Here is a 22,214-nt window from a genome sequence, read left to right on the forward strand (position 1 = left end):
TAAAATGAGAATTGCAATTGTAGGCGCGGGATCTTTGGGAACCATTGTAGGCGCATATCTTGCGGATGGCGGACTGGACGTTGAGTTAATTGATGCATATCAAGAACATGTAGATGCTTTAAATCAGACGGGTGCTAAAGTGACGGGTACTACGGAGTTTCAGGCAAAAGTAAAAGCAATTACGCCTGATCAGAAATCAGGCCAATATGACCTCGTTTTACTTTTGACCAAACAACTCTATAACGATTCGATTCTTCAGGAATTACTTCCATTCTTGAAAGAAGACAGTATGGTGTGTTCCTTGCAGAACGGGATTCCGGAAGAAAAAGTCGCGTCTATTGTTGGTGAAGAACGCGTCATTGCAGGCTCCGTTGAGTTTGGCGCTACGTTTATTAAACCAGGTGTATCAAGTCTCACAACGGAGTACACTCAATTTAAGCAGTATGCTTTTCAGATTGGTGAATTAAATGGTGAGATTACCGAACGAATTCAACGCGTGAAATCGGTGTTGGACCTTGTGGGTGGAACTCATATTTCCGATAATTTGGTTGGAACCAAATGGTCCAAATTGCTGATCAACAATGCATTCAGTGGTTTGTCCGCTGCATTGAATGGGGAATATGGGGACATCATCGATCATGAAGCTGGCATTGTGAGTGCAGCTCATATTGCGGACGAGACGATTAAAGTTGCTCGCGCCAATGGGGTCACATTGGTTAAAATGAATGGATTTGATATCGCCTCACTCGAACTGAATAGCGAAGAAGATATCCCTGAACGGGTGAAAACATTACGTTACGTGATGGAACCCTCCAGACTGCTCAAAGCAAGCATGCTTCAAGATCTGGAGAAGAACCGCAAAACGGAAATTGATTATATTAACGGGGTGGTTTCAAGCAAGGCAGAAGGTACCGGAATTGCGACACCTTATAATGATTTGGTTGTACAACTGGTCAAATCTGCTGAAGAAACTCATACCGTTCCTGATTTTGTCACGAATATAAAAGCTTTTGAAGAACTATTAAGTGCACAATAATAATTCAATTATTTCATCTGAAAGTCGCAAATATAGCGGCTTTTTTGTTGTATCAGTAAATCTAGTCAGGCTTGATTTTGCGACAGATAGAATATTCTTCGTGATTTTGTTTCCTAAAATTATACAAAAAGGGGGATTGAATTTGATATAATATAGACTTGCTGGTTATTTTTCTATTCGAAGGAGATACATATGAGGAAATCTTGGGGGGAATTCGTCTTTTATTTGGCGGTGTTTTTCTTTGTTTTGTTTATGACCGGGAATGACTATTCACTATTTTGGACAATAGGGGTCGTAAGCGTTACTATTCTTATCGCATTTATAAAGCATGTTTTTTATCCTTTAGTATTTGATAAGCGTATAGATCGTTTAGAGTCCTTTTTATCCAAGCAGCAAAATACACCTGGGACATACATTATTTATGTTCTTGCAAACAGACTTGATGATGAGGTAGAACTAGTTATGGAGCAAATTATGCAGAAATATAAGCGAAGAACAACACAAGCACAGTTCAAGGCAGCTTACGGATTATATCGCAAGGATATGTTTGCCATTCGGCAAGCTGTACCTCATATCGGCTTATCGGACTACCGTACATATTACGAAAGCATTCTACTCTTGGAAGACGGGAAAAGTGAAGAGGCGCGTGAAAGACTTCAATCCATTAAAAAACAGTGGATGAGATCAACATTGCTCGCGGGTATTGAACTCAAAGCAGAAAACCGCGATACCGCTATTCAGCACGCGCATGAAGCACTTAACTCTTCCAGAGGTGTTAATCGTTATGTCTTGTATAAGGAATACGAAAGAGTATTACCAGAGGTTGTTGGACACATATCGTAAACTCGAGTTAAGGAGGAATGATCAAAAAAAACAGCTTGTTGTATAAGGAATTAATAACCTTTGGATAATAATGACATTGACAACTGCGGAGTTTTCCAAAATAATAGTATGTAATTGAATACTGGTACCTTTAATTCAGTCCAGAGAGGCTGGCAAGGGCAGCGGATTTCATAATCACGCGAGAATCAGGGCATATTCCGTAATAGGATGCGATGCGCTGTGTCTTCGCGCGGATTATGATGCAAAAAGAGGCTACTTGTCAGTGTATAACTTGACGAGTAGCCTCTTTTTTCTGCTTTTTTTGGTATCAGATACACTTTATGTTGGGGGTATTCTGATGAGCAAACAAGATCAAGAGTTTTCATGGCAAGCCGTGCCGAAATCGCAAAGAAACCAATTTTGGAAAACATTATCCGTCATGCTGGGTTTCACTTTCTTCTCTGCAAGCATGCTGGCAGGAGGCACCTTGGGCGTCAGCTTGACGTTCATGGAGTTCATTGGCATCGTACTTGCAGGCAATCTGGTGCTCGGTATCTACACAGGGGCACTGGCACATATCGCCGCCAAAACCGGTCTGTCCACACATTTGCTTGCTAAATATGCGTTCGGTACGAAAGGGTCGTATCTGCCTTCGTTCCTGCTAGGCTTCACACAGGTCGGATGGTTCGGAGTCGGTGTAGCGATGTTCGCGATTCCGGTCGCCAAAGCCATGGACTGGAACGTGTATCTGTTGATCATTGTGTTTGGACTTGCCATGACAGCATCAGCCATCTTTGGCATGAAGTCACTCGTCATTCTCGGATATATCGCGGTTCCTGCGATTGCCATTCTCGGTGGTTATTCCATGTTCGAAGGTGCAGGTTCGCTGGGTGGTCTGCAAGGGTTGCTAGATTACACGCCGACTCAGTCGCTTACCGCGGCGGCGGCATTAACGATCTGTATCGGATCATTCATCAGCGGCGGAACGCTGACACCCGATTTTGCCCGCTTTTCCCGAACATCGAAACAGGCAGTTACCGCAACAGTGATTGCATTTTTCCTGGGTAACTCACTCATGTTTCTGTTCGGTGCGGTTGGTGCGATGGCTTATAACCTGGCTGATATCTCGGAGGTCATGTTCCTGCAAGGATTGATCATTCCAGCGATCATCGTTCTGGGCCTGAATATCTGGACGACCAACGATAATGCACTGTACGCTTCGGGTCTTGGTTTTGCGAACATCACCAAAGTCTCAAAGAAATTCTTCGTCATTGTAAACGGCATCGTGGGTACCGTATTCGCCATGTGGATGTACAACAACTTCGTCAGTTTCCTGAACGTACTGGGTGCGGCGGTACCATCCATCGGGGCTATTATTATCGCAGATTACTTCATTGTAAAACGTAGAAACTATAAGCCATTTGCCGACATGTCATTCAAAAATGTAAACTGGGTAGCGATGGTGGCTTGGGCCATCGGTGTTGCATTCGCCCAACTGGCTCCTGGCGTAACACCATTGAACGCGCTGCTTGGTACAGCAGTGGCCTATATCGTTTTGATGCTGATTGTTCCTGCCAAAGAAACCAAAGAAATGGGGAAAATAAATGATTATACAGAACGCAAAATTGCGGGGTAAAGAAGGACTATGGAATATCGTTGTGAAAGACGGAAAGTTTGAACGAATTGCACAATCGCTGGAAGTGACCGAGAATGAAGAGATCCTGGATGTCAACGGATCGCTTGTGCTGCCACCTTTCATTGAGCCGCATATTCATCTCGATACAACGCTCACAGCAGGTGAGCCGGAATGGAATCTAAGCGGAACGCTGTTCGAAGGCATCCAACGCTGGTCAGAGCGCAAGGCTTTCTTGACACATGAAGATGTCAAAACACGGTCTAAAACAGCACTGAAATGGCAGTTGGCACAAGGTATCCAGCATGTACGGACTCATGTGGACGTTACCGATCCAAGCTTGATCGCCGTTAAAGCGATGCTTGAAGTAAAAGAAGAAATGGCTCCATATATGGACATCCAGCTTGTTGCTTTCCCACAGGAAGGCATTCACTCTTATCCAAACGGGGCAGAATTGCTGGAAGAGTCACTGAAAATGGGCGTTGACGTGGTCGGCGGCATTCCACACTTCGAATTCACACGGGAATACGGCGTTGATTCAATGAAAGTTGCGTTTGATCTGGCCGAAAAATACGACCGTCTGATCGACATCCATTGTGATGAAATTGATGACGAGCAATCCCGTTTTGTTGAAGTTGTTGCCAAGGAAGCTTACGAACGTGGACTGGGTTCACGAACAACGGCAAGCCACACGACAGCAATGGGCTCATACAATGACGCTTATACGTACAAATTGTTCCGTTTGCTGAAGATGGCCGATTTGAACTTTGTCTCCAATCCGCTGGTTAACATTCACCTGCAAGGACGCTTCGACACGTATCCGAAGAGAAGAGGGCTGACGCGTGTCAAAGAGTTGCAGGAAGCAGGTCTAAATGTGTGCTTTGGGCACGATGACATCTTCGATCCATGGTATCCGCTCGGTACAGGCAACATGCTGCAAGTACTGCACATGGGGATTCATGCTTCGCAGTTGCTTGGTTACGACCAGATCGTGAATTCGATCGACCTCATTACGAAAAACAGCGCAAGAACGTTGAACATTGAGGATGTATACGGTATTGAAGAAGGTAAACCTGCTAACTTCATCGTACTTGAAGCAGAGAACGAATATGAGGCTGTTCGCAAACAAGCCGGCGTACTTTATTCCTACAGAGGCGGCCTTAAAATCGCGGAATCGAAGCCGCGGGACACATCCATCATTTTTGACGGCGGTACAGAAAAGGTTACTTTTAATAAATAATAAGAAAATATACTCCCATTAAAAGTCGCTATTTTAGCGGCTTTTTTTGCTTTTTTGTACTGTCTACATAGAATAAAAACCGAATATTCAGCTTGACTTAAGTGCTTCACTAGAAGCCTGCTTCCCACCTTTTTTACGAACAAAACTAATGATCAGCAGTAACAGTGGTAACAAGCCAAATAAAAAAATGGATATATTGCCAAGAAAATCACCCAAAGCTAACGTTTCCTCCAGGTTTTTAGGCAAGTAAGCAATTACATACAAGACCGGCAGCATTGCGAATTGTATGATCGTAATATTTTTGAGACGAAACAAATCTCGGATCCCGATTGCCGCAAAATAGTGTTTGAACGCATAGGTTGCAAAGATTTGCATCAGCCAAAACACAATGAACAGTGATTCATAACGTTCGAATAGAAACCCCTCAATTTCAAAACTCCGAACCATGTCGAACGTTGGCCACATTCGTGTTTGAATTCCTGGCAAGGATAAATTCCCCACCACGGTGACAATCGTGACCAAATATATGATCGTACAACTAAGTATGCTGTATATAGCAGCTTTATTGCTCGTTTTCACGTCCACCATGTAAGCTGTGATGATGAGTAACACTTCATATCCGGAATAGGAGAGACACGAAGGTTTAAGACCCTTCAACACAGGCATGAATCCATCGCCCAGGAGTGGTCTGAGGTTATTAAGTTCAAACATCTTGGTACTTAAAAGGAAAACCAGCGCTAGCAATACAAGCGTAACGGGCAACACGATTGAAAAGACCCGGATGATGACCTTAAGACCACCCGTTAACATATAAATCCCAATCCACAAACTGACCATAATGGTGACCCAAGTAGGCGTGCGCTCAAGGATGTACATACTTGTAATTTCGGCCATGACTCTAACTTCGAATGAACAAAGAACAACAAAATACACGATAATTAAAAGTCCCAATAGATAAGCAATCCACTGACCTGTAATTTCGGGTATAAATTCGAATACCGTTTTACCGGGGAATCTACGACACAAGGTTACAAGGAGGATGCTGATTGTGGTTACAATTAATCCTGATAAAATGACAGAAATCCATACATCAGGTGTCCCTACTGCTTTACTAATTGTGCGAGGGAGTGTTAAAATTCCAGCTCCGAGTATGGAATTGATAACTACAATAATAACCTCGGAGGTATTAATATTAGATGTGGATTGCTTCATTGGCCTTCGCTCCAAACCGGAGAATATATTTCTAGGTAGTATCGCCCAACGCAGTTGTTTTATGTAAAATATGCTGTACTGATATAATGTAGAGATATCCAATAATGAATTGAAGATGAGGATGCAGGTTATGCCAAAGAACGATAATATGTTAGCCATTCTATGGATGCTGAATTCAGGCACCAAAGTAACTGCAAAACAGATGTCCGAAAAGTTAGAAATCAATATAAGAACCGTATATCGATATATTGATGCATTATGTGCCAGTGGAGTACCGATCATTTCCGATACAGGTCACAACGGCGGGTATAGCTTGCTGAATCAGCATATCAAAGCACCTCTGTTATTTGATATTGATGAAAAAAAGGCACTTCTCCAAGCTGCTGTGTTTGCAAAAGAAGCTGGATATCCTTTGAGTGAGGCATTGGACAATGCAACATCCAAATTGAAAATGTATTCAAATCAGGATCAGGAAAACACACTTCGTCGTCATTTAGCTGGATTTAACGTTATCAATCGCATGGGAGATCCATCCGTTCAGCCGATCTTGGCGGAATTGGAGCAAGCCGTGGCTAATGACTGCTCTGTCGAAATTGATTATCGCAGAAGCCGTGATGAACAACCCAAGAATAGAGTAATAGACCCGTATGGAATGGTTTACTGGAATAATAAATGGTATACCATTGCGTTTTGCCACCTGAGAAATGAATTCCGCAGCTTTCGGGCAGATCGTATTCTACGAATGAAGCCTACTTCGCTGCGCTTTAAGCGTTCGGAAGTTTTTTCAGCCCGTGAATTATTTATGCAAAATTTGTTACCTGATGTAGTGGGCAAAGAGGGGTTAATTTCCTTGGTTATCGAAGGCCAATCAGAGGCATTGGATGACTTGGGGCTGCATTGGTTTATGGGACATTATCTGAAAGAGCGGACTTCTAATCAAGCCATCTTTTTATTTGATGAAAAATCGATTGATACATACGTCCCCTATTTTCTCCTATCCTACGGGAAGTCCATTCAAGTCATCGAACCACAGCGCTTGAAGGACAGACTTGTTGCTGTTGTATCCGAGTTAATGGAATACTATCAACTTTAACAACTTCACTGACAGTATTTGAACTCATCGGATTTTGATCTGTGAACTTGATAAAAAAGTTGCGAAGCTTTGCTGCTTTGGATATGATTATCTAATGTTCAATTAAAAAAATACTTATGTAATCAATTAGTGATAAAAGATAGTGAGGTAGAAAAAATGATCGCAAGAACAGAAGAAGATTTTAATGGCTTGAAGGAAATTGGCAAAATTGTTGCTGCTATTAGAGATGAATTGGTTCAAAGAACTATCCCAGGCATAACCACCAAAGAACTTGATGATTTGGCAGGAGAGCTTTTTGAGAAAGCTGGCGCAGTTTCTGCTCCAAAAAGTGAATATAATTTCCCGGGATTTACTTGTATTAGTGTTAATGAAGAAGTGGCACATGGTATTCCTGGAGATCGGGTTATTCAAGAAGGGGACATCGTCAATATTGATGTGTCTGGTTCCAAGAACAGTTATTTTGCAGATACGGGAATCTCGTTTGTCGTAGGCGAAGGTGCAGAAGTATTAACGAAAATATGCGACGTTGTTAAACTGGCATTTGAAGCAGGTCTTAAAAAAGCAAAACCGGGCTCCAAAAAAAGCGGAATCGGAAAAGCCGTATTCCAAACTGCCAGACAGCATGAATTAACGGTTATCAAAAACCTTACAGGACATGGTGTTGGACGTGGAATACACGAAGCACCTGACCACATCTACAATTATAATGATCCATCGGATGATGAATTGTTAAAAGAAGGTATGGTTATCGCATTCGAGCCATTTATCTCAACTTCAGAAGAAGAAGTAGAACAAACAGGAGATGGCTGGACCTTTGTTACTAAAAACAGCTATGTAGCTCAAATAGAACATACCATTATTCTTACTAAAAATGGTCCGATTATTGTCACTATTTAAGGTGTTCAAACTGAAAGTCGCTAAATTTAGCGACTTTTTTTGTTTTGTTGTATTGGTACGTTAAAGTAAATCACAATTTAAATGTTAACTTATTAATTTATGTTGAAATTATGGAAGGATTTAACGTATATTTAGATCTGATCTTTATGTTATAGACAGAGGTGATTGATTGAGCACATCAACAAAGCGCGTTCAAGTCATTGATGGACTGCGTGGATTCAGTCTGGCCGGCATTGTGCTGGCGAATATGCTGGCTTTCCAATATGGAATGTATGGCCAGAGCAAACCCCAACTGTTCGGGATTGGCGGAGCAGATCAGGCTTTCCTCTCGTTCCTGCTGATCACTGTGGTGGGCAGTTTTATGCCGATTTTTGCATTTATGTTTGGCTTTGGAATGGTTAAGCTCTCGGAAAGCCTAAAATCACGAGATTTACGACCAAAGTGTCATCTGGCACGCCGTTTTCTACTACTGTTTGGAATCGGATTACTGCATATCATCTATCTGTGGGAAGGGGATATCCTGACATTTTATGGCGTACTCGGTTTTTTCCTGCTCATGTTCCTTAATCGGAAGCCTATAACGCTGCTTATTTGGGCGGTACTGCTATTCGTGGGAGCGGGCATACTTGGTCTCCCGGCATCTAATCCGATGAACCCGCTGGCGATTGAGTCCATTCATATGGAGAACTACATCATTCAAAGTCAGGATGTTTACGGCAACGGCACATACGCGGAAATCAGGAATTTCAGTAATAACGGCGATCCATTCGGCGGGGATTTGGAGCTGTCATATGCCCTGATAGCCCTGATGTTAGCACCACTCATGACGGTGCCGATGTTCCTGTTCGGCATGCGCGCTGCCAGAATCGGCACGTTTAGCGATCCGCAAGCGATGCGGACTATGTATCTTCGCCGGGCATCATTATTGATTCCAGTTGGTTTGATACTCAAAGCATACGGCGTATTGGCGCCACAATTGGGTGCGGAAGGTTGGCTCGGAATTGGAATCGGGGGGACGCTTGGAGGAACGTTGCTTGCACTCGGATACATCTATGCATTTGCACTGTTGTATGCGGGAAGTCGCCATTCCAGCCTGTTGGGCAGGTTCGAGGCGGTTGGCCGTCTCTCGTTGACGAATTACCTGATGCAGAGCGTAATCTGTACGACAATTTTCTATGGATATGGCCTGGGACTGTTTGGAAGTGCTGGCGTGTTTATCGGAGCAATTATTGCACTTGCTGTGTACGGTATTCAATTGTGGCTCAGTCCGCTATATCTCAAGAAATTTAGCAATGGTCCTGTCGAGTACCTGCTACGGATTTGGACATATCTGTCCTGGAAAGGGCAGCCAAGAAAGAAGAAAAGATCGAACTTAACTACGAATGAAAACGCGCCTGGTGTTCAGTAAGCATAAAGTGTTATCGTGAAACGCAAAAAGAAGCTCGTTCTACCAAAAGAAAGGGCTTCTGTTTGCCGTAACGATCATATCCCTAAACTTAAAGCAAGACACGAATTATCAACCCTAATACATAAGCTAACTATTATAGTGCGGGCAGTGGTAAGGTAATGCAAAATGAAAGATGAAGCATATACATTCAACTGTTTCCACTCAAGCTTGAAAGGATCATTATTGTGCTAAAAATAATTAATTTTCTTCTTTTCTTGCTGATCATTTGGGTAGTCATCTTTTATCCTTTTCGTTTTGCTTGGTTTGAAGGTTTGAAACAGATTCCTGCAGATCTTCATGGTGTTTATTTACTATTCTTGTTCTTTGGATATCTGATCTGTTCATCGGCTATGGGACTTATGGTTGGCAAGATGTTTTTTAAACGAAAAGAACAATGATTACGGGTAAGTATGGAGGTTGGAGAATGGATAGTGACATTTTAATCAATCAATTGTTAATACTTTTTCCTGAATTCCACGATTGTTATATAGAACATTTGGAATTAAATCAAGAGTTTCTAGGACATGTGTTTTTTGGTGATGAAGTGGCTAATTATGTTGAAGGATTGCTTCGTGAAAATGATGACACAGAACAACTTGAGAAGTTTTTTGATTTTTTCGAATGGATGGCAACTCAAACGAGCCTTTATATTGTACAAGTGTTATCTACTACAATCTTGTATGATCTAGGAGGGCAAACAGATATTTTGCAAAAAGCTCAATTTTATATGAAACCACATACTAAAAGACTTTCTCAAGAAATAGAAGATTTGCACTCAGGGAAATATTTTTCATAGAATAATCTGCTGCAGATTAGGTATTCAATGCGTTTGAATCGTTGGTTTATAATATCATTCAAGGTCGCTAAAACAGCGGCTTTTTTGTTTTATCCATGTAATTTCCTATCTTAGGGGTTGAAGGGGAAAGGACTTATTTCAATGATCGATTAGATAATTATGGATAACTTTTGCTTGGGATACGTCTTCAATCGCATCAACCAGCGCGGCGGAAGCAATGAAGGAGTTTACTACATTTTTCGAAGAAATGGGAGGCAACTAACACATTAGATTGGATCAGTTTCAATCTGGACATATATCCTTTGTCTTAAGACATGGGAAAAATAGGTTCTTGAATTTCTTACCCGATGTACAGCCGAATCCGAGATTGTGATAGGCTGTATCTACAAAAGTATTGCACGTTCTAAATGGAAGGGGATAATTTACTTGGATCAGGAACTTGCGACCACGATTGCTATCGAATTTAAGAACAATCAGAAGGTGTTGAATGCGATCGGAGACGAAACCCGGCAAGCCATCCTCATAGCCTTGATTCAAGGACCACAAAAACCCGGCATGCGCGTAGGAGAGATCAGGATGAAGACACACCTTTCCCGACCGACCGTATCACATCATCTGAAAATATTGAAAGAATCACAGATAATAAGTGTTCGTAAAGAAGGAACTCTCAACTATTACAGCCTTGACTCCGGTAGCAAGTTAAAATTGTTGAAAAACCTGGTGAACCAAATAGAAAAGTTGCTAGCGCAATGCGAAAAACAAGCATCGGAACAACAAATAGGAAACAGGGGGAGTTGCGAATGAATCAGACAGTCGCAGCGGCAAACGGAGTGGGCATTCCTCAACTAGGGTTCGGCCTATATAAGATCAAAGACGGGGGGACCTTCAAGAGGACTGTCGAGGAGGCTATTCGAATGGGTTATCGCCATTTCGATACGGCCAAAATTTATGGTAATGAAGCGGTGTTAGGTCGAGTCATCCAAAACAGCGGCACTCCGAGGGAGGAGTTCTTCATTACCTCCAAGGTATGGACGACAGACCTGGGCTACCGTGCGACGAAAAGGGCGTTCGTGCAGACTTGCCAGAAGCTGAACGTAACATATCTCGATATGTATTTGATTCATTTTGCTGGTCCTCAATACGTGAATGCTTGGAAGGCGATGGAAGAGTTATACGACGCAGGTAAAATCAAAGTTATAGGTGTAGCCAATTTCGAGATCCGGCATCTGGAGCATCTGAAGAAACATTCCCGGATTTCGCCGATGGTAAATCAGATCGAGACCCATCCGGAATTTCCGCAACATGAATTGCATGATTATATGGTTCGGCATCGGATTCTGCATGAGGCTTGGGGACCGTTGGGGCAGGGTAACAAAACGCTGCTGGAGCATCCGGAGCTGGCGGCAATTGCCCTTCGTCATCAGAAGTCGGTTGCGCAAGTCATTTTGCGCTGGCATCTGCAACGTGGAATCATTGTCATCCCCAAATCATCGAATCCTCAAAGGATAAAAGAGAACAGCGAAATATTCGACTTTGAGTTGAATGAGAAGGAAATGGAACAAATACGACGGTTGGACACGGGTAAAAGATATTCCGTAAGTCCGAATGGCTACATGGTCAACCCGTTTTATATCAATTTGATGAAGTTATTTATTCGCTCTCATTGATGGATCATATTTCTCCGGTACTGATAGGGCGTAACTCCGTATTCCACTTTGAACAACTGGATAAAATATTGATTTTTTCGGTAACCAACCATCTGGGCTATATCGGCTACACGGAGTTCCGAATCTTGAAGCAATTGAGAAGCCTTCTCCAACCTCTTCCTGGAAATGTAGTTTGACACATTTTCGCCCGTCTCCTGTTTAAACAGTTTGGAAAAGTAGACCGGATGTAGATGTGCCACTTTTCCCAATTCATCCAGGCTAAGGCCATGTGACAGATGATCTTCGATATAGGTTTGCACTTTGTCGACGATGGTTCGAATGGACATCTGTTTGTTGGTTCTGATCTTACTGACCCGATCCAAAAGAGTTAAGGATAGTTCATCAGGATGCCGTAGCTGGTTAAATATCCAATCCGCGGTTTCGGATGCTTCCCAATCCTTATCGGCCAGATATACATATAGGATCGTCTCCATGAGAAAGATTATTTTTTGCTTTTGGAGACGGATTTGATCATATTTTTTAATGATATTTCCCGCCGACTCCCAATCACCGCATGATGGAGAATGGTTGAATATGCCAATGAAGTCTTCCGGGCATACTTCCTCATTATGGAAGAACCTGTAGAACATCTGTCGGGTCACATTTCGATCAGCCAACAAAAATGGAGGAGACACGACCGATTGCTCCAGTTTGATAGTCAGTTCCCCAGCAGCTTCTTGCGGAACAAGAGCGAACAGTCGCGTGCCCGCAGTCCAAACGAGACGATCCAGTTTGTCTCCGACTGTACGTTTTATAACATCCTCATGTTCCTGTGTAAAACCCTCCAGCTTGAAGCAGCAAAAACAGCGTTCCCCTAAAAATTCAGTATAAGCATCATATTGCTTCCTTAATGTCTCGTTATGACCAAGAAGCGAAAGCAAATACTCCAATCCATCGAAGTTCTCCCATGCAACAGATTGAGCGGGCCGTGTCTTTGCAATATTGTTGATGGCTTTGGACATGGCTTTCTCCACATCATCTTTGTCGACAGGTTTGAGCAAGTAGTCGAGCGCACCTAAACGGATTCCTTGTTGTGCATATTCGAACTCGGAGTAGCCGGAAAGGATGATCACTTTGGTTGGCAAGTTATGTTGGTGGATATGTTGAAGCAGATCAATACCAGACACCTCAGGCATTCGGATGTCAGTGATCAGAATATCGATGTGGTTTTGAGTCAACATGTCTCGGGCTTCAATCGAATTGGTCATCGTCTCGATCTGATCAATGCCAAAGGTGTTCCAATCGAGCAAGTGCTTCATATACTCCACGACATAATGTCCGTCATCCACAATTAATAATCGCATTAGTTATCTCCTTTCACCACGGGAATGCTGATGAGCAGCAGGACGGACAAGCCGCCCCAATCATTAGTAGTAAAATGTAACCCGCTAAGTTCACCGTACGTATTTTTCAGACGTTGATTTACATTCCAGAGCCCTACGCCTTTAATTCCTTCAGGCGGGGTATCACTCTCAAGCCGACCCTCCAGGCTACGGATATCATCGAGGGAAAGACCTTTGCCGTCATCGGAGACCTTGATCGTTATTCCAGCCTCCGTCTGTTTTACATCAATTTTCACCCGATGGGCACCTTGTTGTCCTTCAATTCCATGTTGAATCGCATTTTCAACCACTGGCTGGATGATCAGCGGCATGAGGGGAAGGCAGGACAGTTCTGGCGGCAGATCAATGCTGTACTCCATTTTTTTGCTAAGAGCCATAATAATCAGGAAATGTTCCGCAAACTGAAGCTCGCTTTCCAGCGTGACTTCATGCCGGTCCAACTTCGTTAAATAACGATAATATTCAGCTAGATGTTTGCTCATGCGCATGACAGAATCAGGTGAAAATTGAGCCACCGACATGATGAAAAACAAACTATTGTACAAAAAATGAGGATTGATCTGAGCCTGGAGTTGTTGAAGTTCCGCACTTCGTCTGAGTTCCGTTTCAGTCTTCAAGGATACGAACAGATCCTGGATCTCGGTAACCATATGATTAAAACTTTTGAACAGGCTGTAAAACTCTCTATCCGTATTTTCGGTAATACGTGTATTATGATTGCCTTGTTCGACCTGTGAAAACTTCCGCTCCAACAAACGAATATTACGGTAATAGTTCCGGTAAAACGTAAAGATCACAACCAGACCAAGCGTGAAAACGGCTAAGATGCTGGCAAAAAAAACTTTACGGTTGCGGTCAATCGGTTGCAGAAAATCATTCGTCTGTGTATATGTAATCAGGTAGGCGTCGATTGATTCAATGTATCGGGAAAGAACATAGTAATCGTCCGACTTGGTGTGATAATCATATTTCAAAGTGATCTCCGGCTGTGGAGAAATCATATTAGTAACCGCTTTCAATAGATCGTTGTCGACTTCTTTCTCACTCCATAGCTGATGGGAATTAAACCAAAAAAAAGCGTTTGAGCTGTCGTTGTTCACAGCCTTTTTCAGCAGATTTTTCAAATAATCGGTATTCAGCTTTACACCAACGACGTACTGAGTCGGTTCATTTTGTCCGGATTTTTGGATGTAAGGGTAGAGGGCAAAGTAATACAAGCTATTGCCGACGATTTGCCATCCCCGCCCATGAACATCCTTGAACGGAAGTCTCTCCTCCGGCGCACTGTTAGTGGACAGAAACGTTTCTTCAGACTTCCAGTAAATGCCGATCGATTCAATCGATCGACTGGAGAGGAGCGTTTGCCGCAAGCGCTCAACGATATCGTTTTTCTTCATTTGGGAATCGTAATTGCTCAGCTCGATAACATGCCTCTGATAAAATCGGACATCACTGTCAGCTGCATATTGAACTCCGTACATGTTAGCCTCGTATATAATCCCGTCCAGAATGCCTTTCACATAATCAAGCTGGTTTTTGGAAGCGCCTATCAGATTTTCTTCCAGTGTCTTGGAACTCAATCGGTTCATCACGAAAAACAAACTTAACGTCAGCAACAGAAAAAAAACAAAGAAATAGATGAATCGTTTCATATACATTTTTCTGATCATATGTGGTTCCTTTCATATCGCCAAACGTAGAAGTTCAAACTCCAGATCGGATTAACCTAAATATAAGCCAAACCTTCGAAAAGCGGAAGGGCAGCAACGACGATAAATAAAAGCGGTTTTAAAGTGCTTCAGGGTGGGGTGATGATCTTGAAATTTTGGCATTTTGGAGTGAAAGCGCTTTTGTTAAGCTTAACTGCAAGGATCGCTTTCGAAGAACCATGATAGAGGAGGTATGCAACATTAACGAGATTGTGCCCGCCAGATCCGCAAAAAAAACAAAAACAAAGCTTTCCCAGCGGACTTCATTCAGTAAGGAAATCAAGAAAAGCTGGCCTTTGTACGTATTGTGTATTCCCGCATTTGTGTTTGTCTGCATCTTTTCTTATGGCCCGATGGTAGGTTTGCTCATGGCATTTCAGGACTACAAACCATGGCTGGGCATCACAGGTTCACGGTGGATCGGGTTAGATAATTTCGAACGAATTTTCCAGTACAAAGAAGCCACACAAGCGATCGTGAATACGTTAATTATCGCCGTTTCTAAAATTATCGTTGGTATTATCGTTCCAATCGTCATGGCTATCCTGCTGAGCGAGATTCGAAATATGGGCATTAAGAAAAGTGTACAGACACTGGTGTATTTGCCGCATTTCTTGTCCTGGGTTACTGTGGCAGGGTTGATGATCGACATTCTGGGATTAGACGGAGGAATCAATCACATCTTGACACGTATTTTCGGGAACGATCCCATTTACTTCTTGGGTGATCCTGATCTGTTTCGATTCACGGTTGTGATCAGTGATGTTTGGAAGAGCTTTGGTTTTGGCATGATTGTCTACTTGGCGACCATTGCAGGTATTAATCCATCTTATTACGAAGCGGCCGAGATCGATGGCGCTACACGCCGGCAGCAAATTCGATACGTCACTTTGCCTAGCATGTTGCCCATGATTATCGTCATTTCTACGCTGAGTCTGGGCAATATTCTGGACGCGGGCTTTGATCAAGTTTTCAATCTGTACAATCCGCTTGTCTACAGTACGGGAGATATCATTGACACCTATGTCTACCGTTCATCCTTGTTAAACGGGCAATACGGCTTCGGAACCGCTGTCGGACTGTTCAAATCGGGGATTAGCTTGATCTTGATCGTTGTCTCTTACAGGCTGGCCTATAAATACGCCAATTACAAAATATTCTAACAAGGAGGGGGAGGGATCATGTACCATAAGACGACAGGTTATAGAGTATTCTCCTATTTTAATTACGCGTTCATGATACTGGCGGGTCTGGCGTGTTTCCTGCCACTGCTTCATCTATTGGCGCAATCGCTCAGCAGCAAAGCGGCCATTAGCGGTAATATGGTTTCATTTTGGCCGGTGGGGTTCAACGTGGACGCCTATGTAAAAACGTTCAACAATTCTAATTTTAACGGTGCCATGCTGACATCCATCACTCGAACCGTATTGGGTACAACCATCAGCATGTTTATCCTTACCTGTGCAGGATATGCTTTGTCCAAGGAATTTCGGGGACGCAACGTGCTCATGTGGTTTTTTATCTTTACCATGCTCTTCTCGGGGGGCTTGATACCTTCTTACATATTGATCACAGCCCTTGGATTAAAGGATACCATATGGGCTCTTGTTCTACCGGGCGCTTTCGGTGCTTATAATTTGATTCTTCTCGTCAATTTTTTCAAAACGATTCCCAAAGCCCTGGAAGAAGCAGCTTTCATTGATGGAGCTTCCTTTTTCGTAATTCTCAGCAAAATATATTTACCATTATCTCTGCCTGGCATCGCGACCGTATCCTTGTTCATTATGGTAGGGCACTGGAACTCCTGGTTTGACGGGATTTTGTATATGTCGGATGCAAGTAAGTATCCGTTGGCTTCGTTTTTACAGACGGTCGTTGTGCAGAGCAATATGCAGAATATGGCGATGAGCCAGTCTGAGGTGGCAGCCATGTCCGAACAGAGCATTAAGGCAGCACAAATTTTTGTCAGCACGCTCCCGATTATTTTGGTTTATCCTTTTTTGCAGCGTTATTTCGTGAAGGGAATCGTACTGGGAGCCGTCAAAGAATAGTTAGGATGACGATAAATTGGATTACTATAAGTTCATCTAAACATTTACACGATAACAGCGTTCGGAAGGTTGTTCTGTCATCGGAGTGCCAGTGTAAATATGCAATTAGTTGAACTTATATAGAAAACAAATTGAGTATGAGTGAAGGGGGCATGTTTCCATGAAGAAAAGAACTGATTTATGGAAAATGGTAAGTATGGTTATGCTGTCGGCTATTCTTGTGGCTGGCTGTAGCAAAGGGGAGCCTGCTTCCGAAACCGCACCGGCATCGGTGCTTAAGGACGGTAAATATGATCCGCCATTTACGATCACCATCGCCAAACAACAGGATGAAAATGCTGGAAAGTATATCAATGGTGAGACGTTGAATGACAATGTGTTGACCCGTTGGGGCGAACAAAACCTGGGTATCAAAATCCAAACCACCCTGCTGGGAGGTGATGCTTCACAATATAATACCAAGCTGAGGCTGGCGTTGACGGGTTCCGAGAAGCTGCCAGACGTTCTGCCTGTCTATGACACCATGCTGGTCAATGATCTGATTGAGTCGGGGCAAGTCAAGGAGATTACAGAAGACATCTCAACCTACATGCCTGACCGGATAAAAGAAATATACAAACAATACCCGACCACTTTCAATCCAGTGGTTAGGGAGGGCAAGGTCTACGGGATGGCGATTGCGCCGAATCTGACGGAAGGCGAAGTTATGTTAATCCGCCAGGACTGGTTGGACAGATTAAATTTGGAAGCGCCAACAACGATTGATGAGTTTGAGCAAGTCATCGCGGCGTTCACTAATGAGGACCCAGATGGGAACGGCAAGAAAGACACATACGGCTTTACTTTTTCAGGTAAAGATTCCTACAATACGGGCTGGGTCAGCGATCCGGTCATGATATTCAGCGCATACACAGGCAAACATCTTCCAAGGCAATGGCATAACGATAACGGCAAACTCACCTATGGATCTGTGGCTGCCGGCAACAAAGAGGCTCTTGCCAAGTTACGCGACTGGTATGCAAAAGGGTACTTGAACAAAGAATTGGCCACCCAAGGGGCTTGGGACGCACTGTCCGATTTTACGGAGGGGAAAGCTGGCATCATCATTGGTCGTCCTTGGCTTTACGACAGTGTGAAGGACGTAGAGAAGAATGTGGATGGCGCAAAAATAAGTGCTTATCCGACCATTCAAGGTGTGAACGGTGATAAGACCTATCAGTCCGCCCAATTGAACGATGGTGTGTTCATGTTTAACAAGGACTTTCAGAACATGGAAGCCTTCTTCCTATACTACGATAAAATGTACGACGCAGCGTTCAGCACGGGAGATTTCAAATACGGCTACGCTCAGGGATACGATTACGATATCGTCAACGACGAAGTCACTTTTGATCCAACGAAATTCAATAAGCCATTAGAAGCCGTGCAAGGCGTTGGGAAAATGGCATTTACCAAAAATACACCGAGTGTTGATGGTCCCGGCCAATCGTACTACGATCTGGCGAATGGAGTTAAAGCCGACACGGGCGTCCTCATTCAAAGCGCTTCAAAAGATCAAACGACACAGGATGGATATCAGATTTCGTATGAAAACAGAGATGTTTTACTGCCAAATGAGTTTAACGGTCCACCAACGCCAACGATGCAAAATGTGTGGGAACAGTTGACCACCATGGAACAAGAGACGTTCACCAAAATCATATATGGCAATGAGCCGCTTGAAGCATTTGATACCTTTGTGAAACAGTGGCACGAAAAAGGCGGAGACACCGTGATCGAAGAAGTTAACGAATGGTACAACCAAGCCAGCGAGACGGATGTAATGACACTGATGAATTTGAAATAAAGTCAAGTTCACCCTGGATCAGCCTTCCGGCAACAGGAAGGTTGGTCTTCTAAAAAAGGAGATGATGAGACATGATCAAAGGTAAATCGTGGATGGCTATCGTCATTGCATTGATGTTGTTAACCGTTCATTTAACGTCCCCAGCTCAAACCGTTCATGCTGCTGGTGGTGAGGAGACCAAGATCGCCTCAACACTGTTTGTCCTGAAGAATGAATCTGAAGTATCCAATGCCAAAATCCATTGGGCGCCTGTCCAGGGAGCGACTGTATACGAGTTGTATAGATCCGAGAACAATGCGCCTTATACGTTATTACAAACCCTGACTGGTACAACGACGGATGATTATGACCTTAACATAGGTAACACATACAAGTATCAAGTGAAGGCGTACGATGGAACTTCCTTGTTAACCTCTGCTATCTCGCCAGAATACACCCCTTACAGTCTTCCAGAAAACCTCACAACTTTTGATAACACAACACAATCCACTCTCATGCTCCCGAATGAACTTAAAGTGGGGGATACCTATTACAGATTTAATTTTGTACAAAAACCAACTGGTGGTTTTGGCGAAATGATTCAACAGACATCAACAGATGATATCACCTATGGTGACGACAAAGTGGTCCTTTCCTACACAGATCATCCCGATCTGGCGAATTCCAAATTTGAAGGGATTAACATCCTGTACCATGCGCCTACGAACAAATTTGTTTTTTGGGCTCACTATGAAAACAGTACAGACTACACGCTTGCGAGAGTATCGGTGGCTTCGGCCACGCCTGGAGAAGACTTTACATTTCACAAAAGCTTTCGGCCGGAAGGGAACCAATCCCGGGATATCTCCATTTTCAAAGATGATGATGATTCGGCGTATCTGATCTCTACGGCCAATAATAATTCGGACACCATCTTATATAAGTTAACCTCCGATTGGTTGGATGTAGATCATCAAGTTTCAGTTATTTATCAAAATCAACATAGGGAACTGCCCAAAATGATCAAAAAGGATGGCATTTATTATTTGTTCTCTTCCCAAGCGGCTGGCTGGTATCCGAGTATACCTTTGTATTCTTCAGCAAATAGCATAGACGGAGATTGGTCCGAATTACGGACGATTGGCAACACGTCAACCTTCTCGGCGCAGTCGGGTTCCGTCATGAGGGTGAAGCCAGATACGGGTAATAACGTGGTTATGGTTGCATATCGCTGGATGTTCGGTTGGGCAGGTACGCAAAATGGAACAACGGAGGAAAGACTGCTTCCCGTGTGGTTCTCCGATGGTTACGCATTTTATGATTATTTTGATCAAGTTCTGTACAACACAAGCGATGATGTTGTCGTTCCCGTTCAGAACGGAAAACTTCTGTCGCAAGGCAAACCTGCAACAGCCCAAACGGCTACTGGAACAAACCCGGCAAGTTATGCTAATGATGGTAGCTATCAAACTGAATGGGTCGGCACAGGCAGTTCTTGGCCACATTGGTGGAAGGTCGATCTCGGCTCTGTTCAACAGATGAATAATGTGCAAATCTCCTGGTGGATGCAAAAAGGCTCCGAAGGTTATTACAAATATAAAATTGAGACCAGTACGGATAATGTAAACTGGACCGTGGCATTGGATCGAACCAACAATACATCTTACGGTTTTACCTCAGACAATCTATCGAGCACTGCTGCCAGATATGTACGAATTAATATGCAAAATGCGGCACTTCATAACAATCCAAACAATTGGTACACGCCAAGACTTTGGGAAGTGAAGGTATTTGGATCGGACACCAATTAACGATGTTCTTAAAAGAAGAGAGGTAACGGTGTGAATAATCAACTAACTAATGGTGGCATCTGGAATGATTCAAATGGTAATCTGATCCATGCCCATGGTGGACATATGTTATTCCATGACGACTATTATTACTGGTATGGCGAAGATCGGAGAGACGATATATATGTGAGTTGTTACCGATCCAAAGATCTATTCAACTGGGAGTTTCGGAACCATATCCTGACCACCTCTACGCCAGCTGCACCCATTCGTGTTCGGACAAATCTGGCATTAGTGAACGATAAAGGTGGAAAGGTGAATCTCGAACGGCCTAAAGTGCTGTTCAACGCGGTGACCAAGAAGTTCGTACTCTGGGTTCACTATGAGAATGGTGAGAATTATAACGATGCTGCATGCGCCATCGCTACCTCGGATTATCCAGACAGCCATTTTGTTTATCATGGTAGCTTCAATCCGTACGGGTATATGTCGCGTGACTGCACACTCTTTCAGGATGATGACGGGACGGCATATTTTATTTCGGCTGCCAGAGACAATGCGGACTTGCACATCTATCGTCTGCAGGAAGATTACCTTAATGTGGAAAGTCTTGTCGGAAAGCTGTGGCAGGGGGAATATAGGGAGGCGCCAACTGTCTTCAAACGGAAAGGGAAGTATTATATGGTGACCTCATTTTGCACGGGTTGGGCTCCCAATCAAGGGAAATACGCGATGGCTAATACGATGGATGGTCCATGGGGGATACTCAGCGACTTTGGGGATGAAACGACGTTTCGAACGCAACCAGCGTTTGTGCTGAAACGATCCGCTGAGGAGTACTTGTATTTTGCGGATCGCTGGAACGGATCGGATTACTTTCAATCCAGCTATGTGGTCCTGCCCATTGAATTCAATGGGGACATTCCGATTCTAGATGAGTATTCCACGTTATCTTTGCGGGAGGATGCACATCTGATTCATTTTGAACGATAAACCGACTGATGAGAAAAGACTTTGATCCTACAGAGAATGCAGGTTCAAAGTCTTTTTGGATGAATTTTATAATTTCAAATCTAACGAATAGCGATCGCGAAGTACTGATAAATGGTGGAGCTCATGTCCAGCCATAACAAATGCAATCGATCGAGCTGAAGCAGTGTTATCACTGACGATCCCTTTACAGAGCCATGCTTCCGGGGTGAGGCGACGGAGCATAAGAATGGTTGAGCGACGTGTGACAGCATATTCTTCATTCAAATCAGCTACGGTATACGCATTGAAGGGATGGCTCTGCATAAGCACGTCCTGATCGTAGCCGGGATGATTCGCTTGGTCACCTCTGGCGATGCGAAGCAATCGGCTGCTCATGATGCGTTCGTTATCCAAAAGGTGACCGATGACCTCCTTCACGCTCCATTTGCCTTCGGCGTAACGATAATTTGCTTGCTCCTCTGTCAATGAAGAGAGCAAAGCTGGTACGATATTGGATTGCAGCTCTAAGCGTTCGATGATGTTCCCTTCAGGAACAAGCTGGATGTACCCTGCATAATAAGCTGCATATTCCTCTGTAGTTGGTCTTTCAACCATGGTAATGCCTCCTTTGGGATTCGTAGA

At 43.5% G+C, this 22,214-nt stretch carries 19 protein-coding genes; 15 read left to right on the forward strand and 4 right to left on the reverse strand.

The annotated features are described in order from the left end of the window. Positions 1-4 precede the first annotated feature (4 nt). The 4 genes from ACETMN_RS15810 to ACETMN_RS15825 all read left to right on the forward strand — a co-directional run bounded on the left by ACETMN_RS15810 (position 5) and on the right by ACETMN_RS15825 (position 4,731). On the forward strand, positions 5-1,036 hold the full coding sequence (locus ACETMN_RS15810) for a ketopantoate reductase family protein (RefSeq protein WP_411736342.1): 1,032 nt from the start codon (positions 5-7) through the stop codon (positions 1,034-1,036). A 192-nt stretch (positions 1,037-1,228) separates the two neighbouring features. Next, positions 1,229-1,879 carry a hypothetical protein gene (locus ACETMN_RS15815; RefSeq protein WP_411736343.1) on the forward strand — a complete coding sequence of 217 codons (651 nt, stop codon included), beginning with the start codon at positions 1,229-1,231 and terminating at the stop codon, positions 1,877-1,879. Between the two features lie 337 nt (positions 1,880-2,216). Further along, complete coding sequence (gene codB, locus ACETMN_RS15820; RefSeq protein ID WP_411736344.1) at positions 2,217-3,494, forward strand: cytosine permease; 1,278 nt, start codon at positions 2,217-2,219, stop codon at positions 3,492-3,494. After that, a complete protein-coding gene (locus tag ACETMN_RS15825) occupies positions 3,463-4,731 on the forward strand; it encodes a cytosine deaminase (protein ID WP_091019012.1) in 1,269 nt (422 codons plus the stop codon). Before codB ends, ACETMN_RS15825 begins: the two co-directional genes overlap by 32 nt. Positions 4,732-4,818: 87 nt before the next feature. Here the strand turns inward: ACETMN_RS15825 and ACETMN_RS15830 are convergent, their stop codons facing one another. Beyond that, the gene (locus ACETMN_RS15830) at positions 4,819-5,943 is read right to left on the reverse strand and encodes a GerAB/ArcD/ProY family transporter (protein WP_411736345.1); all 1,125 of its coding nucleotides are present in this window, start codon (positions 5,941-5,943) and stop codon (positions 4,819-4,821) included. 130 nt (positions 5,944-6,073) lie between these two features. Between ACETMN_RS15830 and ACETMN_RS15835 the strand changes: the two genes are divergently transcribed. From ACETMN_RS15835 to ACETMN_RS15860, 6 genes are all read left to right on the forward strand, one after another. After that, complete coding sequence (locus ACETMN_RS15835) at positions 6,074-7,036, forward strand: helix-turn-helix transcriptional regulator (protein WP_091019008.1); 963 nt, start codon at positions 6,074-6,076, stop codon at positions 7,034-7,036. 156 nt (positions 7,037-7,192) lie between these two features. Next, entirely contained in the window at positions 7,193-7,933 is a 741-nt protein-coding gene (gene map, locus ACETMN_RS15840) for a type I methionyl aminopeptidase (protein WP_091019006.1), read from the forward strand. Between the two features lie 169 nt (positions 7,934-8,102). After that, entirely contained in the window at positions 8,103-9,341 is a 1,239-nt protein-coding gene (locus tag ACETMN_RS15845; RefSeq protein WP_091019004.1) for a DUF418 domain-containing protein, read from the forward strand. A 463-nt stretch (positions 9,342-9,804) separates the two neighbouring features. Further along, positions 9,805-10,176 (forward strand): hypothetical protein, encoded by a 372-nt coding sequence (locus tag ACETMN_RS15850; protein ID WP_411736346.1) that lies wholly within the window; start codon positions 9,805-9,807, stop codon positions 10,174-10,176. 426 nt (positions 10,177-10,602) lie between these two features. Beyond that, the gene (locus ACETMN_RS15855) at positions 10,603-10,980 is read left to right on the forward strand and encodes an ArsR/SmtB family transcription factor (RefSeq protein ID WP_411736347.1); all 378 of its coding nucleotides are present in this window, start codon (positions 10,603-10,605) and stop codon (positions 10,978-10,980) included. Continuing rightward, a complete protein-coding gene (locus ACETMN_RS15860) occupies positions 10,977-11,843 on the forward strand; it encodes an aldo/keto reductase (protein ID WP_411736348.1) in 867 nt (288 codons plus the stop codon). Before ACETMN_RS15855 ends, ACETMN_RS15860 begins: the two co-directional genes overlap by 4 nt. Here the strand turns inward: ACETMN_RS15860 and ACETMN_RS15865 are convergent. After that, positions 11,837-13,186: a response regulator gene (locus ACETMN_RS15865; protein ID WP_411736349.1), complete on the reverse strand. Its 1,350-nt coding sequence runs from the start codon at positions 13,184-13,186 to the stop codon at positions 11,837-11,839. The genes ACETMN_RS15860 and ACETMN_RS15865 overlap by 7 nt on opposite strands. After that, positions 13,186-14,895 (reverse strand): sensor histidine kinase, encoded by a 1,710-nt coding sequence (locus ACETMN_RS15870; RefSeq protein WP_091018980.1) that lies wholly within the window; start codon positions 14,893-14,895, stop codon positions 13,186-13,188. Before ACETMN_RS15870 ends, ACETMN_RS15865 begins: the two co-directional genes overlap by 1 nt. Positions 14,896-15,050: 155 nt before the next feature. Between ACETMN_RS15870 and ACETMN_RS15875 the strand changes: the two genes are divergently transcribed. From ACETMN_RS15875 to ACETMN_RS15895, 5 genes are all read left to right on the forward strand, one after another. Further along, a complete protein-coding gene (locus ACETMN_RS15875) occupies positions 15,051-16,097 on the forward strand; it encodes an ABC transporter permease (protein ID WP_256975272.1) in 1,047 nt (348 codons plus the stop codon). 18 nt (positions 16,098-16,115) lie between these two features. Continuing rightward, positions 16,116-16,985, forward strand: coding sequence for a carbohydrate ABC transporter permease (locus ACETMN_RS15880; RefSeq protein ID WP_017688372.1), 870 nt, complete (start codon positions 16,116-16,118; stop codon positions 16,983-16,985). Between the two features lie 160 nt (positions 16,986-17,145). After that, positions 17,146-18,831: a hypothetical protein gene (locus ACETMN_RS15885; protein ID WP_091018978.1), complete on the forward strand. Its 1,686-nt coding sequence runs from the start codon at positions 17,146-17,148 to the stop codon at positions 18,829-18,831. Between the two features lie 71 nt (positions 18,832-18,902). Continuing rightward, positions 18,903-20,621, forward strand: coding sequence for a discoidin domain-containing protein (locus tag ACETMN_RS15890; RefSeq protein WP_091018977.1), 1,719 nt, complete (start codon positions 18,903-18,905; stop codon positions 20,619-20,621). Between the two features lie 30 nt (positions 20,622-20,651). After that, positions 20,652-21,593, forward strand: coding sequence for a family 43 glycosylhydrolase (locus ACETMN_RS15895; RefSeq protein ID WP_091018975.1), 942 nt, complete (start codon positions 20,652-20,654; stop codon positions 21,591-21,593). 66 nt (positions 21,594-21,659) lie between these two features. On the opposite strand, the gene ACETMN_RS15900 is transcribed toward ACETMN_RS15895, so the two are convergent. Further along, positions 21,660-22,187 (reverse strand): DinB family protein, encoded by a 528-nt coding sequence (locus ACETMN_RS15900; protein ID WP_091018973.1) that lies wholly within the window; start codon positions 22,185-22,187, stop codon positions 21,660-21,662. Positions 22,188-22,214 lie beyond the last annotated feature (27 nt).

The sequence above is a fragment of the Paenibacillus sp. M2 genome (genome assembly GCF_046713495.1).
Lineage (GTDB): Bacteria > Bacillota > Bacilli > Paenibacillales > Paenibacillaceae > Paenibacillus > Paenibacillus amylolyticus_B.